This is a genomic window from Myroides sp. LoEW2-1 (assembly GCF_009767705.1).
In the GTDB taxonomy this organism is placed as follows: Bacteria; Bacteroidota; Bacteroidia; order Flavobacteriales; family Flavobacteriaceae; genus Flavobacterium; species Flavobacterium album_A.
The window spans coordinates 20,459-39,099 of record NZ_WSPP01000089.1; the positions used below are offsets into that span (position 1 = coordinate 20,459).

Genomic DNA, 18,641 nt, shown 5'->3' on the forward strand with positions numbered 1-18,641 from the left:
AAATGAATAAAATCTTAGTCGCAAACCGCGGAGAAATAGCTGTGCGCATCATGAAGACAGCAAAGAAGATGGGAATACAAACAGTAGCTGTATACTCAACTGCTGATAGAAATGCACCACACGTTAGAATGGCTGATGAAGCTGTATGTATAGGGGAAGCTCCTTCAAACCAATCTTACCTATTAGGAGATAAAATCTTAGAAGTCGCTAAATCACTAAATGTTGATGGAATACATCCTGGATATGGGTTTTTAAGTGAAAACGCTAACTTTGCTATTGCCTGTGACAAAGCAGGAATAACATTTATAGGCCCTGAATCACATTCCATAGAACTTATGGGAAGCAAATTAGCGGCAAAAGAAACAGTAAAAGCATATGGAATCCCAATGGTTCCAGGATTAGATGAAGCCATTACAGACCTTGATAAAGCAAAAGCTTTTGCTAAACAAATTGGATTCCCTATCCTAATAAAAGCTTCTGCTGGAGGAGGTGGAAAAGGAATGCGCATCGTCGAAAATGAAAGCGAATTTGAATCTCAAATGAATCGCGCAATATCTGAAGCAACAAATGCCTTCGGAGACGGATCTGTTTTCATAGAAAAGTACATCGGATCTCCTCGTCATATAGAAATACAAGTACTTGCAGATAAACACGGAAATATTGTTCACTTATATGAAAGAGAATGCAGTATCCAAAGACGCCATCAAAAAGTAATTGAAGAAGCACCTTCTGCTGTACTGACACCTGAGGTTCGTAAAGCAATGGGAGAAGCAGCTATAAAAGTTGCTCAATCGTGCAATTACATCGGAGCAGGAACGGTAGAATTCCTAATTGATGAAAACCTAAATTTCTATTTTTTAGAAATGAACACCCGCTTGCAAGTTGAGCATCCTGTTTCTGAGCTAATTACAGGATTAGATTTAGTAGAAATGCAAATTAGAGTTGCGAGAGGTGAAGTACTTCCTTTTACACAAGAAGACTTAGAAATTAAAGGTCACGCATTAGAGCTAAGAATCTATGCAGAAGATCCTGTAAATGACTTCTTACCAAGTGTAGGTCACTTAGAACAATATCAATTGCCTGTAGGCCCTGGTATTCGAGTTGACAATGGAATAGATGAGGGAATGGAAGTGCCAATATACTATGATCCTATGCTTACCAAGCTAATCACTTTTGGAAAGACACGTGAAGAAGCGATTGAGATCATGTTAAATGCAATCAAGCAATTCAAAGTAAAAGGCATTCAGACCACACTCCCATTTGGTCAATTTGTATTTGAACACCCAGCATTTAGATCTGCGAATTTTGATACAAACTTTGTAAAGAAATATTACAAAGCAGACATTATACAACAACAGTATAAAAATGAAGAAGAAGTTGCTGCTTATATAGCATTACAACAATACTTGGAAGATCAAAAACTATTACGCCTACCAAACTAATTCTACCATGAATCAAAAAACATTAAAATTACAAGATATAAAAGCCCAAGCTAAACTTGGCGGAGGGCAAAAAAGAATAGACACACAGCATAGTAAAGGCAAACTTACAGCAAGAGAGCGCATTGAGTATTTATTAGATGAAGGTTCATTTGAAGAAATAGGAATGCTGGTAACGCACCGTACAACAGACTTTGGAATGGATAAAGAAATTTACTATGGCGATGGTGTTGTTACAGGCTATGGAACGATTAACGGTCGTTTAGTGTACATTTTCGCACAAGATTTTACTGTCTTTGGTGGTGCACTTTCAGAAACACATGCCGAAAAGATATGTAAAGTCATGGACTTAGCTGTCAAAATGGGAGCTCCAATGATTGGTCTTAATGATTCAGGAGGAGCGCGTATACAAGAAGGCGTACGTTCTCTTGGAGGATATGCAGATATTTTTCATCGCAACGTTAAAGCTTCTGGAGTCATTCCACAAATATCCGCTATCATGGGACCTTGTGCTGGTGGAGCAGTATACTCACCAGCGATTACAGATTTTACCATGATGGTTGAGGGATCAAGTTATATGTTTGTCACAGGTCCGAATGTAGTAAAAACTGTGACAAATGAAGAAGTAACCTCTGAAGAATTAGGAGGAGCCAGTACTCATTCAACAAAATCAGGAGTTGCACATACAACCTCAGCTAATGACATTGCTTGCCTTGAAGACATCAAAAGGATCTTATCCTATATGCCTCAAAACAATCAAGAAAAACCATACGACGTACCGTATAAAATAACTGAGGAATATAGATTTGACTTAGATAATATAGTACCTGAAAGTGCTAATAAACCATATGACATGAAAGATGTCATTCATCAGATCATCGATGAAGATACGTTTTTTGAGATTCACAAAGATTATGCTGAAAACATCGTGGTTGGCTTTGCCAGATTAGGAGGAAAAAGTATTGGTATAGTTGCAAACAACCCAATGTTCTTAGCTGGATGTCTTGATGTAAATAGCTCTATTAAAGCAGCGAGATTTACGCGTTTCTGTGATTCCTTTAATATTCCTCTATTAGTATTAGTGGACGTACCAGGCTTTTTGCCAGGGACAGATCAAGAGTGGAATGGCATCATTGTACATGGAGCAAAACTACTATATGCACTAAGCGAAGCTACCGTACCAAAGGTAACACTCATTACGCGTAAAGCTTACGGAGGTGCTTATGATGTGATGAACTCAAAACACATCGGAGCAGATATGAACTTTGCATGGCCAAATGCTGAAATCGCAGTTATGGGAGCAAAAGGAGCGAGCGAGATAATCTTCAAAAAAGAAATCTCTGAAGCAGCAGATCCTGCAGCTAAATTAGCTGAGAAAGAGGCAGAATATGCTGACAAATTCGCAACACCATACAGAGCAGCACAACGTGGTTTTATCGATGAAGTAATTCTACCTAATGAATCGCGACGCAAACTATTGAAAGCTTTTGCCATGTTAGAAAATAAACAAGTAGAGCTACCCAATAGAAAACACGGGAACATACCCTTATAAATAAAACAAAAAACATCAGGTTAAGCCTGATGTTTTTTGTTTATACTATCTTCAATTGCCATATTATCTGCAAAAGCAATTATCACTACAATACTTTACGTAGATTAAAACCACTTTTTCCTCAACACATTAGAGCCGAGAAATCATATTTCTTAAAAAAAAGAAGATACATGACAACTATCATTAAATATTAATTTGATTTTTAAGAATTTTACACCAATTAATTTCTTAAAAAAAGTTATAAAGAAGTAAAAATAAATGATTTTTACACTTATTAATTAAAATAGGATATTATATTTGTAAACTTTTTAAAAATATCAAGGCTCGCAATAGAGCATAATATTTTTCTTTTAAAAATTTAAAATAGCAGAACTATGATTTATAACGAAACAAGAAAAAATCCTCTATTGAGTATTTTCGCCTTACTTTTATCCATAGGATCAATAATGTTATTTATTTATCCAGAGACAATCGCTTATGCAAAAGTCATAGGTCCATTGTTCTTTTTTATTGGGTTAGTACTGAGTGTGGTTAGTTTAAAACAATCGAGTAAGGTAATGGCTTATCTAAGTTTCTTCTGCTTATTTATTATGTTAAGTATGGTTACTAAATCAGTTGTAACCATCTATTCTCCTGTAGATGAAGCAATAGAACATATTGCCAATATCAAATAATTACTTTTATCGTGTAATCACCCAAAGAGAGAAATACAATATATTTCTCTTTTTTTATTTAAAAAACCTATAGTTGCCTATTCCCTTTTAGTACCTTTATAGCACAACAACTAAAGAAAATCATCATGCGAGATATAAGCGAACTCATCAACACAGAAGAACCTGGGTGGGAGCTTGTTCAACAGTGGATTAATGAAGCTACAAGAACTATAGAAGTTTTACCAGTTATTTCAAAACAACAGGCTGAACAAGTACTACTGGATACTCAAGTGAGCACCCGCTCACCTATGGGAGCTATAATCTATGAAACTGGAGGAATACTTGTTGCCAATGGATGGATACGCATCTTAGGTAGTGGGTCAGAAAAACTAACTCGATCTATATCTGAATGGAACAAAAACAAGCAAAGCAATGACTTTAGTAATCAACCTGGTTTTCTGTTAGTTGCAGATGATGCAATTGGAGGATATTTTTGTATAAATGCTGGTGTATTAGGAAAAGATGTCGGCTCTATATACTATTTTGCTCCAGATAGTTTAGACTTCGAACCGTTAGAAGTAAACTATTCTCAATTGATAAACTTCTTTTTCTCTGGAAATATTGAACAGTTTTATCAAGACTTTCACTGGAAAACTGAACAAGAAGACTTGAAATCACTTTCTCCTGATGATGTTTTCAACTTTTCCCCTCCCCTGTGGACTGTTGAAGGAAAGAATCTCAATGAAAGCATTATTCGCCCAATATCTGCAGAAGAACAATACTTTTTAAACTTAGAATTGCGCACAGGATTAAATAACATACAAAATATCCCCTAAGATCATGTATAACTACAATATCATTCCTAATTACAAAACACATACAACCAAACTTGTCTTACCTGAAGAATCTGAACTTTCAACTTGTGAAAGCGAATTAAACATTCAGCTTCCTGAATGTTATACACAATTTATCTCACAATATGGGAGAGGTATTCTCGGAGGTACATATATTCGTATATACATGCCAAGCTTTGTTGCAAATAACCAAGAGGAATGGATAAAACGCATAACAGAATATTACTTCTGGGATGATGGGAAAGATGTATTGACAAAAGAAGAAGTACTAAATTCAATTTGTTTAGGAGACACTTTGGACGGTGATGAAATCATCTACTATAACAAGCAATACTTTGTCCTTCCGCGAAATGAAGATTTAATATACCCTTTGGGGAATACGCTTACCGAAGCAATCGAGTGGTTATGCAGTAGCAATATACTTACAGAAGCTTTTACAGAAAGAGATTTCGAACCTATCAACGAAGATATATAAAAGAAAATCGGAATATAGGCACTATCTCCGAAACAATCCATTTTTATTAGAATTGAATTAGAACTTAATACTTTAGTAACTTTGAATTAATACAAATTAGTACTTTAGCTCTTTCATTCGTTAATAAGTTTATAACTTTGTATTAGTAATCAATAAGGGATTCTTGTGAAAAGAAAAGTTGCACTACTGTTTATGTTAATCTTTTTGGTCTCGACAACTGAGTTTGGTCAGTTGTTGAAAGTACCACTATTGATTGAACATTACGTAGAGCATAAGACTAATAACCCCAATCTAACCATGTGGGGCTTTTTACAGATACACTATAGTGAAAGTCACAAGGAAGAAGGAGATCCTGTAGACGAAAAGCTACCTTTTGTCACGCATCACTTTGTGAGTATAATAGGTATCGTTACTCCTACTCCTGTTCTCAAGATAGAACGCATTAGATTCAATACCATCCACGACAAGATACACGCTTTCGACGAAGATGAAGTCGAGAGTAGCTACTTATCTTCTATTTGGCAACCGCCGAAATACTGTTAATACCTTATCGCCAAATTTAAGTCAATGATCTATGCAATATTGCATGGAGAAATTGTCTATTACAATCAAGCAATTTTAACGTATTAACAGACAAAAATCATGTTAAATAAAATAATTGAGTTTTCTGTAAAGAATAAACTCATCATAGGGCTATTTGTATTAGCTCTAATCGGTGTTGGTATTTACCAAACATCTAAACTGCCAATTGATGCAGTACCAGATATTACGGATAATCAAGTACAAGTAATTACCGTAGCTCCGTCGTATGGAGCAACAGATATAGAGCGTTTAGTTACCTTCCCTATCGAACAAGCCAATAGCAATATTCCCGGCATTAAGAATATGCGTAGTTTCTCTCGTTTTGGGTTATCACTGGTAACTATTGTTTTCGAAGAAGATGTCGATGTTTATTGGGCAAGACAACAAGTGAGCGAACGCTTAAATCAAGTAAAAGCAGACATCCCACAAGACATAGGACAACCTGAGTTAGGCCCAATTTCCACAGGGTTAGGAGAAATCTACCAATATGTAGTAAGACCCTTAGAAGGATATGAAGATAAATATGACCTAACAGAACTGCGTTCTATCCAAGATTGGGTAGTGCGTCGCCAACTACTATCTGTCAAAGGAGTAGCTGAAGTAAGTAGTTTTGGAGGAAAACTAAAACAGTATGAAATAGCTGTAAACTCAAATAAATTGGATGCTTATGGCATTACCATTAATGATGTATTTACCGCTTTAGAAAACAACAATGAGAATACAGGTGGAGCCTATATCGAAAAAGGTCCTACCGTATTATATATCCGAACAGAAGGATTGGTAGGTAACATTAAAGATATCGAAAGCATCGCCATTACTTCAAAGCATTCTGAGCATCCAATTTTAATTAGAGATGTAGCAAAAGTACAGATAGGACATGCTACCCGATATGGTGCCATGACCTATAATGACAAGGGAGAAGTTTCTGGAGCTGTAGTAATGATGCTTAAAGGAGAGAACAGCAATGAAGTTATCAAAAATGTAAAAGACAAAGTAGCTGAAATACAAAAAACACTACCTGAAGGAGTGGTGATAGAAGCTTTCCTTGATCGTACTAAAATGGTAAACAACGCCATAGGTACAGTAGAAACAAACCTTACCGAAGGAGCTCTTATCGTAGTCTTTGTATTAGTACTATTCTTGGGAAATATGAGAGCAGGACTATTAGTCGCTTCTATTATTCCCTTAGCTATGCTGTTTGCGATCTGCATGATGAACCTCTTTGGGGTAAGTGGAAACTTAATGAGCTTAGGGGCACTCGATTTCGGACTGATCATTGATGGTGCCGTTATTATCGTCGAGGCTGTCCTTCATCAATTCTCACATAATGCACGGTATAAGTCAATGAATAAACTTTCACAAGATGATATGAACAAAACCGTCATACACTCAGCTTCTAAGATGATGAACAGTGCAGTTTTTGGTCAGATCATTATCCTGATTGTGTATATCCCAATCCTTACATTAGAAGGCATTGAAGGGAAGATGTTTAAACCAATGGCACAAACTGTAGCTTTCGCCTTATTAGGAGCATTCCTTTTATCGCTGACCTATGTACCAATGATGAGTTCACTGATCATGAGTCGTAAAGTGACTCATAAGCCAAACTTCTCTGAACGCGTTATGGCAAAACTCGAAAAGTTCTATCAAAAATGCCTTGTTAAAGTTTTAGAACTACCGAAAACGATATATGCAGTAGTTGGGGTATTATTTGCAATTGCCTTGTATATCTTGTCTACCCTTGGAGGCGAGTTTATTCCTTCCTTAGAAGAAGGTGACTTTGCCGTAGATACGAAAGTTTTAACAGGAAGTACCTTAACGACAACTATCGAAAGTACACAGAAAACAGCACATATCTTAAAGACACGCTTCCCTGAAGTAGAGAAAGTAGTAACCAAAATCGGTAGTGCTGAAGTACCTACTGATCCAATGCCTATGGATGCCAGTGATATGATGGTCATCTTAAAAGATAAAAGCGAGTGGACCTCAGCAGAGAGCTTTCCAGAACTTGCAGAAAAAATGACGAAAGCCTTAGAAGAAGTTCCTGGAGTAACTGTGGGATTCCAATTTCCAGTACAAATGAGATTTAACGAATTAATGACAGGTGCCCGACAAGATGTAGTCGTAAAAGTCTTTGGTGAGGACTTAGATCAATTAGCAGAAATAGCAGGAAAAATCGGTCATATTGCCAGCACAGTTAAAGGGGCAACTAACTTATATGTAGAACCAGTGACTGGAATGCCGCAGTTATTGATAGAGTATAACCGTCCAGCGATTGCACGCTATAGACTTTCTATTGCTGAAATCAACCGAATTGTCAATACCGCTCTTGCAGGTCAAAGTACGGGTATGGTGTATGAAGGTGAAAAGCGCTTTGATATGGTAGTACGCATGGATGAAGCCAATCGCAAAAACCTCTCAGACATTCAAAATCTACTCATCCCTACTCCACTTGGCAACCAAGTACCTTTAAATCAGTTGGCAACAGTAGAAATAAAAGAAGGGCCTAACCAAATTCAACGCGAAAACGCACAACGCAGAATATTTGTCGGTTTTAATGTAAAGGATAGAGATGTACAGAGTATAGTAGAAGAATTGCAACAAAAAGTAGAAGCGCAAATCAAACTTCCCACTGGTTATCAAATCACTTATGGAGGGCAATTTGAAAACTTAAACGAGGCAAAAGCGCGTTTGGCTATCGCAGTACCTTTAGCGTTAGTGCTAATTTTCTTATTGTTGTTCTTTGCCTTTAGAGACATCAGAGAATGTCTGATGATATTCACAGCCATTCCCTTATCCATCATTGGAGGGGTATTTTTGTTAGCGTTGAGAGGAATGCCATTTAGCATCAGTGCAGGTGTGGGATTCATAGCCTTATTTGGAGTAGCAGTACTGAATGGTATCGTGCTTATTGCAGAGTTTAACAGACTCCAAAAATCAGGTGTAAAAAATATAGTTTACGTAGTAGTTAGAGGTGCTACCTCGCGACTACGCCCCGTACTAATGACTGCATGTGTAGCCTCATTTGGATTTCTACCTATGGCATTGAGCAATGGAGCAGGTGCAGAAGTACAACGACCTCTGGCAACGGTGGTAATCGGAGGATTGATGTTAGCAACATTCTTAACCCTTTTTGTATTGCCATTATTGTATATCACTTTTGAACAAAAACTAAACTTTAGCTTTATGAAAAAGAAAAAGGCTATTACCGCAGTAGTAGTTTTCCTTGGATTAGGACTCACTGTTAATGCACAAACACCTATCACTATAGAGAATGCAATAAGTCAAGCTATCGAGCATAACAGTAGTATACGCACAGAAAAACTAAAAACAGAGTATGCTAAGGCTTTTATAAAAACCTCTACAGATATACCCCAAACTACCCTTACGGGAGAATTTGGGCAAATCAATGGTCCTTATACAGATAACAAATTTACTGTTACACAAGAAATAGCATTTCCTACGGTGTACAACAGACAAAAAAAGGTATTCAAAGCCGAGTACCAACAAAGCATATACGACCTTGAACTAAAAACCTTTGAGCTAAAAAAAGCGGTAACTCAAGGGTTCTATGATTTTATGTATTGGCAAGAAAAAGAGAATCTATTACTCAAGGCAGATAGTTTATACGCTAACTTTTACAATAAAGCGGCTTTACGACTACAGAAAGGTGAAAGTAATATTCTGGAAAAAACAACAGCCCAAAATCAACAAATGAGCATTCAAGCGCAGCTAAGTGAAGTCCAAAAAACAAAGAAACTTATCTTAGTAGAACTCCAATATTTGCTGAATACCACAGAAGACATTAAGCCAGTTGTACAAGAGCAACGCGCAGCCTTAAATACTATCGAGAATGATTTAGAAAACAACCCTGTTTTACAAGCCATTGAAAATCAAAAGGCAATAGCCGAAGGACAAACTAAACTTGAGCGCTCGAAACAATTACCGAATATACAAGCGACTTATAATAACAGTAGTTTTATGGGGCTGGCTGCCAATGATGTCTACTATGATAGAAACAATCGCTTTCACGCCTTTCAAGTAGGGATTAGTTTACCTCTGTTTACAAGCGGACAGAGAGGGCGAATTAAAAGTGCACAAAAAGCAGAAGAAGTAGCAGCAGCTGAATACACAACTGCTAAGGAACTCATGAATTCTCGTTATCAACAATTGTTAGTATCTCATCAAAGTAATGCGGAGGTTCTGACTCATTATGAAAACTTCTCATTTGCAAATGCGGATACAATTGCAAAAACGGCACAATTGCAATTCATTAACGGGGATATCAATTACCTCGAATATGTAATGTTGATTAATCAGTCAATAGAGACTGTCAATAGATACCTCGATACATTAAAAATGTACAATGACAATGTTATTCAAATCAACTATTTAACCTCTAACAAGTAATCATCATGAAATCTAACTATATTCAAACGCGCAGTTTTGTACTAATCCTTGCTTTAGGAAGCGCGATATTCTTTACGCAATGTAAAAAAGAACAACCTACTGAAGAAACCACAACTACAGTAGCAGAAAATGAAACAACTGTACATTTAACAGATGCACAGATGAAAAACACAGTGATTGAAACAGGAACTCTATCTGAGCGTAAAATTGCAACAACACTAAAACTCACAGGAAAGATAGATGTCCCTCCACAAAACTTAGTCTCAGTTACCAACCCGTTAGGAGGATATCTAAAGAGCACGAAGTTACTACCTGGTATGCATATCAGAAAAGGTGAACTCATCGCGATGATGGAGGATCCGCAGTATATTCAATTACAACAAAATTATCTCATCGCCAAAGACAAATATGAGTTTGCCAAATTGGACTACAATCGCCAGAAAGACTTGAATGCGAGTCAAGCCAGCAGTGACAAGGTGATGCAGATAGCTCAAGCAGAAATGAACAATCAACGCATCACAATGAATGCTTTGGCTCAACAATTAGCCTTAATCAATATCAATCCGAGTTCCTTAACCCATAACAATATTAGTCGTACAATCAGCATATATAGCCCTATAAACGGATTTGTCAGTAAGGCTTATGTCAATGTAGGCAAGTATGTCACTCCTTCTGACGTGATGTTTGAACTGATCAATCCTTTAGATATTCACTTGAATCTGAAAGTGTATGAAAAAGATTTAGATAAGTTGGAGATAGGACAGCGCGTCGTAAGTTATACGAATGCCAACCCAGACAAAAGATATGAAGGAAAAATTATTTTAATCAGTATGGATGTCAATGCAGACGGTGTATCAGAAGTGCATTGCCACTTTGAAGAATTTGACAAAAAACTGGTTCCAGGCATGTATATGAATGCCGATATCGACACACATGCCCAAGTATCGCAGGCGCTACCAGAGGAAAGTGTTGTTTACTTCGAAAAACAAAACTACGTATTTGTCGAAACGGAGAGACAAACTTATGAAATGACACCCGTGCAAATTGGGCCAGAAGAAGATGGCTATGTACAAATCAACAATCCTACAGAACTATCGAATAAGAAAATAGTAACTAAGGGAGCTTATACACTGCTAATGAAACTAAAAAACACAGAAGAAGAGGAATAGCAAAATCAAAAAAAGGAGTAGGTAATCGATTACCTACTCCTTTTTTGATTTTATCAACTGTGACATTATACTTATTCTTTAATCTTGATATCAAAACTTGCTGAACAATAGCCTTCAGCTATAACCTCAATCGTAAAGTCTTTATTATCCTCTTTATAAGTAGGGTAAACAACAATATTTATTTGGTGGGTACCACTTACTTTTTTTACCCAAATATTTTTGGTCTTAATCTCATCTGTTAGTATTTGGTCTCCAGACGAATTAGAATCAAAAAAGCCAAAACTTGGACTTAGTGTAAACGAACTTGGACTAACTGTCACAACTTGCTCGCCGCCCTGCACTTCAAAGGTCAAAGAAGTTTTACTAAGTGTGACCACCTTAGGGCAATCTCTTGGAGGAATAAAATCTGAATCTTCACAAGCACAAAAAAAAGGTATAACGATAACAACAGCGAAATACAAATATATCTTCGATAAAAAATGAGGAATAGTCATGCAGCTTTTTCCTTCAAAAATACTATATATGACCAAATCAATAGAAGTATAAAACGAAGATTTTTAATGCTTTACAGCTATATTTCAAACCAAAGAAATACTTTTCAAAGACATTATGGGTAAAAGGCTATACACTACTCGCCTTCTCCTACTATTTGACTGTACCTTGCTTGAATCTCTTTTAACCTTGCTTTTTGTTCATCCGTAAAATCACCTAAATCCAAACCGTATCCTTCGCTAACTAACCTTGTCACTTCTTCACTTACAGCATTGAATGCTTTAGAGTGTTCCTCCTCCCCTTTAGAAAGCTTTACATACAAATCTGTTTGCTTATTCACTGCCGTTTCGAACTTGTTTAAAAACGCATCAATAGGATTAACTTTTACTACATCTTCTGTCTTTTCCTGTTTTGATTCTGTTTCTTTATTCTTCTTACAAGAACTAAAAGTCAATATACACAGTCCTACCATTAACAACAGTTTACTGTTTTTGGTCAAAAAAATAGAGTGGTTATATTTCTTCATCTTTTATAGCGCGCTTTAAATTATAATTATGAATAACAAATGTAAAGAAAAAGTCTGTTTCGCCACACTCTTAAAATGGTTGACCATACAAAACTATAGACTCCTACCTAAACTCGAATAACTTCAAGACTTAGTGTCAACACTAAATCCATAAAGCAAAAACGACTAAGATATATCAAACATATCTTTCAAATATTTTTTTGTAAAAACACAGCTTGTGTATAGTGTAATTCTGATATAAACACTAACTTTATTCTCTCAACGCCTTATTCATGTGATTAAGGCTTTTTCTATTTTAAAACAATTCAGAAATTACTACTCACTATGGACAGACGCAGTCTATTAAAACTATCAGGTACCCTCTTTGCAGGGAGCATTCTTACACAAGGATATGCAACAACTAAAACTTTAGAAACAATTGCGGGATTAGATTTACCAACAAATGTTGACAATCCACTATATCTACACTTTAATGAAAATAGCCTTGGTCTATCACCAAAAGCAAAAAAAGCTATTGTAGATGTACTATCAAACGTTAACCGATATCCTGAAAGTCACATAAATGAACTGCTCGCGACTATAGCTGATACTTTTAAAGTAGAAAAGCAACAAATTACCATTGGATCAGGATCCTCTGATATCATTAGAGGTTTAATCAATATGCAAGGTTATTTAGCGGCACAAGCTGGAAAAAAAATCCAACTTATCTCACCAGAACCTTCTTTTTCGTTGGCAGCAGAGCACGCCTCTGCTATGGGAATAAAAGTAGTTAATGTTCCTTTAGACAAAAACTTTTGTATGGATATCGCGACTATGAAAAACATAGCCGATGCATTTGACGGTATATCAATATGCTATTTGTGCAACCCAAATAACCCTACAGGAACACTTACCTCTACACAGACAATTGCAGATTGGATCACGCAAGCCGATGCTACAAAGAACTTCTTTATGGTGGATGAAGCTTACGCAGAATATATTACAGATCCTGCATTTGTCAGTGGAACTTCATTTATCAGAGAGAACAGAAATAATGTTATAGTGTTACGCACATTCTCAAAGCTATTCGCTATGGCGGGAATGAGATTGGGGTTCAGTATTTCAACTGAAGCAACAGCGAAAGCACTAAGTCCATTTATGGCAATTGAAAACATTAGTTCAACTACTGCTGTGGCAGGTACAGCATCTTTACTCGACAAAGCTTATATCAACGAAAGTAAGGCGATGAATACTCATTCACTAAAGATAACGACTGAGTTATTTGATCAAATAGACATTAAGTACTTAGAAAGTCATGGGAATTTCCTTTTTCATCAAATAAAATGTGAACCTGAGTTGTATACTGCTGAGATGAAAAAAGAAGGCATTATCGTGGGGCGTCCCTTTCCTCCATTGACTTATTGGAGTAGAGTTACCCTTGGTACAACGGAAGAAATGAACAAATTCTTATCAGTGATTAAAAAATTCAAGAAAAAAGGATGGGTATAATCCCTCAATCAATACGTTAAATTATGCGTCAATTTCTTTACACTATCGCCTTGCTAACATGCTCATTTATTGCACATGCCCAATCCGAAAAACTAAAGATCGAAAAGTTAAATGACAAAATGTATGTCTACACTACCTATCAAGAGTTTAATGGTGTACAATACTCCTCTAACGCCTTATATGTAGTAACTGACGATGGAGTATTGCTCATCGACACCCCTTGGGATAAAGAGCAATATGAACCTTTAGTAAATCACATCAAGCAAGCACACAACAAAGAGATTAAATGGGTAATCACTACCCACTTTCACGAAGATCGATCGGGAGGGTTAGATTACTTTAATAAAGCTGGAGCTCAAACGTATACCTTTGTACAAACTAATGAGATTCTAAAAGAGCGCAATGAACCTCAAGCACAACACACTTTTGATAAAGAAAGACACTTTACCTTCGGCAATGATAAACTAACGGTTTATTTCTTAGGTGAAGGTCACACAAAAGACAATACTGTCGTGTGGTTTCCACAAGAAAAAATACTGTATGGAGGTTGTCTGATTAAGAGTGCTGAAGCTACAAGTATTGGAAATATAGCGGATGCAAATGTAAATGCCTGGCCTGAAACCGTTAAAGCGGTAAAACGCAAATTTAAAAAGGTGAAATCTATCATCCCAGGACACGATCAATGGAATCTGTCAGGACATATAGAGAATACCGAGCGTATCTTAGAGGAATACCATCGAGATAATTTAAATAAAAACAATTAATAAGTATAGTAAATCAATAAACTTAAGGTTATTAACAACAAAATGCCTATAGCATAGTTTCTAATCTTAAAGTCTTTTATTACTTTTGCATCATGGCAAAACAAGAGGATATTTTTAAGAACGTTGTTTCGCACGCGAAAGAGTATGGGTACATATTTCCTTCAAGCGAAATTTACGATGGTTTAAGCGCAGTATATGACTACGCTCAAAACGGTGTGGAGTTAAAGAAAAACATTCGAGAGTACTGGTGGAAATCTATGGTACAAATGCACGAGAATATTGTAGGAATTGATGCCTCAATTTTTATGCATCCTACCACTTGGAAAGCCTCAGGCCACGTCGATGCATTCAACGACCCATTAATTGATAATAAAGACAGTAAAAAGAGATACAGAGCTGACGTTCTTATCGAAGACTACTGTGAAAAATTATACCAAAAGGCTCAAAAGGAAATCGAAAAAGCGAAGAAGCGCTTTGGAGAAGCTTTTGACGAAGAACAATTCGTAGCTACTAACCCTCGTGTAGTAGAATATTTAGCGAAGAAAAAAGAGATTTTAGAGCGTATGGCTCGTGGTCTTGATTCAGGAGATTTAGCAGACGTAAAAGCACTTATTGAAGAACTTGAGATTGCTGATCCTGATACAGGTTCTAAAAACTGGACGGAAGTGCGTCAATTCAACTTGATGTTCGGAACTAAACTTGGAGCTTCTGCAGACTCTGCTATGGACTTATACTTGCGTCCTGAGACTGCTCAAGGAATCTTTGTTAACTTCCTAAACGTACAGAAAACTGGACGTATGAAGATTCCATTCGGTATCGCTCAGACAGGTAAAGCTTTCCGTAACGAAATCGTAGCTCGTCAGTTCATCTTCCGTATGCGTGAGTTCGAACAGATGGAGATGCAATTCTTTGTAAAACCAGGTGAAGAAATGAAGTACTACGAGTACTGGAAAGAAACTCGTCACAAATGGCACTTATCATTGGGTATGGGAGCAGAGAACTATCGCTTCCACGACCATGAAAAATTAGCACACTATGCTAATGCTGCTACTGATATTGAGTTTAACTTCCCATTCGGATTTAAAGAGTTAGAAGGTATTCACTCGCGTACTGACTTTGACCTTAAAGCGCATGAGAAGTTCTCTGGAAAGAAACTACAATTCTTCGATAACGAAACAAATACGTCTTATGTACCTTATGTAGTTGAGACATCAGTAGGTTTAGACCGTATGTTCTTATCTGTATTCTCTAAATCATTAGTAGAAGAAACCTTAGAAGATGGTAGTACACGTACTGTATTGAGATTACCTTCAGTACTTGCTCCTACTAAAGCAGCAATTTTGCCTTTAGTAAAAAAAGATGGTCTTCCTGAGTTAGCTCAAGAAATTATCGAAGAACTGAAATGGGACTTTAATGTAGCTTATGACGAAAAAGACGCAGTAGGTCGTCGTTACCGCCGTGCTGATGCATTAGGTACACCTTTCTGTATTACGGTAGATCACCAGTCATTAGAAGACAAAACGGTTACTATCCGTCATCGTGACACGATGAAACAAGATCGTGTAGCAATCGCTGACCTTAAAAACATCATAGAAAACGAAGTATCTATGAAAAACTGGTTAAAGAAAATGAAGTAATCCATGGGATACATTATACACAAAAGCCACTCTGATACAGAGTGGCTTTTTCTTATGTCTTTATCCAATAGAAAACGCATCTTCTTCTAAATATCGGAATGATTGCGGAGGAACAAATCCTTCAATTATTTTATATGGATTTATAGGAATTTCATATTGTGTAAAATCGCCAATTTCAAGTGCATAAGCTTTATCTCTATTCTCAAAATAAGAGTCAAAAAATGACTTTGAAATTCCAGAGCTGTTTCTAGTATCTAACCATATTTTTTCTGGTGTATCCATGAGCACGTTTGAAATACTAAATTCTCCCACTATTCTACCAACAGGCATTGTTGCATATATAACAACAGAATTAACATCACTTTTCGCAAAAATACTCTTTCTATACTCAAATTTTTTTTTACCCTTAAAAATTTGTTCTACAAACTCAGGTTTAATTGACAATAATATTTTCATATACTCCTCCTCTATCTAAAATACTTTTAAATTGACTATCTGTTAAACTAAAAAAGCCCCAATATTTAGGCTCAATTCCTAACTCTTCTACCAATATTTTTTTAGTTATTCTTTTACTAAGCGCTATATTATATGTCATCTTAATAACTGTTAGATCTGGTCTATTACCAAGCCATAAATCACTTAACACTTTCTCCTTAAAAACACTATAAGCGTTAGCATAATTGATAAAATCAACTAAACTATTGAAATCGTTTCTTCCCTTTACTTCTTCAACTACACAGATAGATGTAATTACACTTCTATAATGAGCAGCCCCTAAACCATCATTCGTTCTATAAATACATACTATATCTCCTTTCTGAAGCACATTAATACCTCTAATATAACTAACATAAATTTTATGTATACTATTTGTATGTGTTACATCTTTAATTAACTCATAGCTTTCATTATTTAAAAGAGAGTCTGGAAACATTTCACTGTGATACTCTGGCTTAATAGCTAAACTAAACTTTCTTCTATTTGCTATCTTCATTAAAGGATAATCTAAAACCACGTTTCCTACATAGTTTTCCATGCTCTTGAATAAAACTAATTCAGTACCATTAACTGTCGTTTTAGTCCCTCGTTTTTCAAAACCATATCGACGCAGCAAAGATATTAAACCTTCGTGTAACTCAAACACTGTAACATATATTTCTTTCACCTTTAAATGGATAGCTACATCCATAATTTTCTTTATAAACCGCTCTCCAAGTCTTGTTCCATGCGGATTAATCTTAAAAGTACCAACCTTTAATCTATACTTTTTTTCTTGGATAGGAAGTATATCTGATAACTCTTCATCTTCAATTTTTAGATATAAAAAACCCTCAATACCGCCTTTAACATCATAATGAACAACGGCTTTAGCATCTTCTAAACTTTTCTTATTAAACCAATACTCAAATTCTTTATAGCTTTCTTTTAAAGAATCAAAAAACGGATCTTTCAAATTAATCTGCGAAAAACGCTTTATTTCCATAATTCATTGTTTATAAGGTTAGTATACCAAATATATTAAACATTCTACAACCTGTCTTTGTACATAACTAAAAAACCTCTCTTTTCAATTATAATCTAATTAATTCATTGACATTCAAATTCACTATACTTTTATCTGACCTTAAAAACATCATAGAAAACGAAGTATCTATGAAAAACTGGTTAAAGAAAATGAAGTAATCAGTTGATTATTAAACATACGAAAGCTGTTCCTCACCGGAACAGCTTTTTTTTATTTCTCTTAGGTATACATTTCTATTTTACTGTATTCATGCCTTCGCTCTTCTCATTCAATCTCTCACCTGCCTTTCCAAAAATCAAGGTCATTAAATCCCCAGTCCATAGAGTTGGTATAACACATCACACTACCATTACTTCTCCCAAACCAAAAATTACGATGTCTATGAATAGCATCAACGAATGCCAAGACGCATACAGGATCTTACTTCTAAACCTTCAAATCACAATACACATCAAAACTACAACAGGTATGAGCCCTACACAAAAAGCATACATTAGTACAAATGATTGTGTAAGCAATGTATATGCAAATTCTTTATCCTTAATCATAATTCCCTGAAAATCCAGGTAAGCAAAAAGCAAAGTCCTCATCAAGTGAGAAAGATAGATACGCAATACCTTCACCGAAGTAAAACAGCTATACTCAGTCAATCTTCTCAAACTGAATAGAAATACGTTCAAGGTGCATATTTACAATCCTACACTAAGTAGATAGACAAAAATTCTTGCTAACTACTCCTGATTCGATAATTAATCTGTACGTCAAATAGTCAATAAACCGATCTGACCTATACTTGTTAAACGCAAATTATTAGTAGGCGTATTCTTAAAAAACAAATCTCATACAGTATGAGCAGTTAACTAAGAATACTATTCGTTCTTGTCTAAAAGTAAAATTAAACGCACATCAGCCTTTTCACATCAAAAGATATTGAAAACCACATTGGCTAAGTTCAATATAGATTCTGAGGTAAACTGACCCGTCCTGAAAAAACTGTACAGTTTTAAATACCAATAAGAGATGGAAAAGTCAATAAAAGAGAAAAAAGTAAAACAACGTTATCATCAAGAATTCA

Annotated in this window: 15 protein-coding genes; 11 read left to right on the plus strand and 4 right to left on the minus strand. The window is 35.8% G+C overall.

Annotated features, from left to right (window positions below; all coding sequences use genetic code 11):
* Positions 1-2: 2 nt before the first annotated feature.
* The 8 genes from accC to GOQ24_RS06405 all read left to right on the plus strand — a co-directional run bounded on the left by accC (position 3) and on the right by GOQ24_RS06405 (position 11,134).
* The gene (accC, locus tag GOQ24_RS06370) at positions 3-1,442 is read left to right on the plus strand and encodes an acetyl-CoA carboxylase biotin carboxylase subunit (RefSeq protein WP_160339322.1); all 1,440 of its coding nucleotides are present in this window, start codon (positions 3-5) and stop codon (positions 1,440-1,442) included.
* 7 nt (positions 1,443-1,449) lie between these two features.
* On the plus strand, positions 1,450-2,991 hold the full coding sequence (locus tag GOQ24_RS06375) for an acyl-CoA carboxylase subunit beta (protein ID WP_160339323.1): 1,542 nt from the start codon (positions 1,450-1,452) through the stop codon (positions 2,989-2,991).
* Positions 2,992-3,365: 374 nt separating this feature from the next.
* The gene (locus tag GOQ24_RS06380) at positions 3,366-3,665 is read left to right on the plus strand and encodes a hypothetical protein (protein WP_155091558.1); all 300 of its coding nucleotides are present in this window, start codon (positions 3,366-3,368) and stop codon (positions 3,663-3,665) included.
* A gap of 125 nt (positions 3,666-3,790) precedes the next feature.
* Positions 3,791-4,480 (plus strand): DUF2625 domain-containing protein, encoded by a 690-nt coding sequence (locus tag GOQ24_RS06385; RefSeq protein WP_160339324.1) that lies wholly within the window; start codon positions 3,791-3,793, stop codon positions 4,478-4,480.
* Positions 4,481-4,484: 4 nt separating this feature from the next.
* On the plus strand, positions 4,485-4,973 hold the full coding sequence (locus GOQ24_RS06390; protein WP_160339325.1) for an SMI1/KNR4 family protein: 489 nt from the start codon (positions 4,485-4,487) through the stop codon (positions 4,971-4,973).
* A gap of 192 nt (positions 4,974-5,165) precedes the next feature.
* Entirely contained in the window at positions 5,166-5,516 is a 351-nt protein-coding gene (locus GOQ24_RS06395; RefSeq protein ID WP_155091626.1) for a hypothetical protein, read from the plus strand.
* Positions 5,517-5,615: 99 nt separating this feature from the next.
* On the plus strand, positions 5,616-9,965 hold the full coding sequence (locus tag GOQ24_RS06400; RefSeq protein WP_160339326.1) for a CusA/CzcA family heavy metal efflux RND transporter: 4,350 nt from the start codon (positions 5,616-5,618) through the stop codon (positions 9,963-9,965).
* Positions 9,966-9,970: 5 nt separating this feature from the next.
* A complete protein-coding gene (locus tag GOQ24_RS06405) occupies positions 9,971-11,134 on the plus strand; it encodes an efflux RND transporter periplasmic adaptor subunit (RefSeq protein ID WP_160339327.1) in 1,164 nt (387 codons plus the stop codon).
* A 71-nt stretch (positions 11,135-11,205) separates the two neighbouring features.
* Here the strand turns inward: GOQ24_RS06405 and GOQ24_RS06410 are convergent, their stop codons facing one another.
* Together GOQ24_RS06410 and GOQ24_RS06415 are read right to left on the minus strand one after the other, a co-directional pair.
* Entirely contained in the window at positions 11,206-11,628 is a 423-nt protein-coding gene (locus GOQ24_RS06410) for a hypothetical protein (protein ID WP_160339328.1), read from the minus strand.
* Positions 11,629-11,762: 134 nt separating this feature from the next.
* Complete coding sequence (locus GOQ24_RS06415; protein WP_160339329.1) at positions 11,763-12,152, minus strand: hypothetical protein; 390 nt, start codon at positions 12,150-12,152, stop codon at positions 11,763-11,765.
* A gap of 324 nt (positions 12,153-12,476) precedes the next feature.
* On the opposite strand from GOQ24_RS06415, the gene GOQ24_RS06420 reads away from it, so the two are divergent.
* The 3 genes from GOQ24_RS06420 to GOQ24_RS06430 all read left to right on the plus strand — a co-directional run bounded on the left by GOQ24_RS06420 (position 12,477) and on the right by GOQ24_RS06430 (position 16,041).
* On the plus strand, positions 12,477-13,640 hold the full coding sequence (locus GOQ24_RS06420) for a pyridoxal phosphate-dependent aminotransferase (protein WP_160339330.1): 1,164 nt from the start codon (positions 12,477-12,479) through the stop codon (positions 13,638-13,640).
* Between the two features lie 23 nt (positions 13,641-13,663).
* On the plus strand, positions 13,664-14,404 hold the full coding sequence (blaWUS, locus tag GOQ24_RS06425) for a WUS family subclass B1 metallo-beta-lactamase (RefSeq protein WP_160339331.1): 741 nt from the start codon (positions 13,664-13,666) through the stop codon (positions 14,402-14,404).
* A 92-nt stretch (positions 14,405-14,496) separates the two neighbouring features.
* Positions 14,497-16,041 (plus strand): glycine--tRNA ligase, encoded by a 1,545-nt coding sequence (locus GOQ24_RS06430; protein ID WP_155091567.1) that lies wholly within the window; start codon positions 14,497-14,499, stop codon positions 16,039-16,041.
* A 60-nt stretch (positions 16,042-16,101) separates the two neighbouring features.
* On the opposite strand, the gene GOQ24_RS06435 is transcribed toward GOQ24_RS06430, so the two are convergent.
* Together GOQ24_RS06435 and GOQ24_RS06440 are read right to left on the minus strand one after the other, a co-directional pair.
* A complete protein-coding gene (locus GOQ24_RS06435; RefSeq protein WP_160339332.1) occupies positions 16,102-16,497 on the minus strand; it encodes an ASCH domain-containing protein in 396 nt (131 codons plus the stop codon).
* Entirely contained in the window at positions 16,475-17,524 is a 1,050-nt protein-coding gene (locus GOQ24_RS06440; RefSeq protein WP_160339333.1) for an N-acetyltransferase, read from the minus strand. The genes GOQ24_RS06435 and GOQ24_RS06440 overlap by 23 nt, the downstream gene beginning before the upstream one ends.
* Between the last annotated feature and the right edge of the window lie 1,117 nt (positions 17,525-18,641).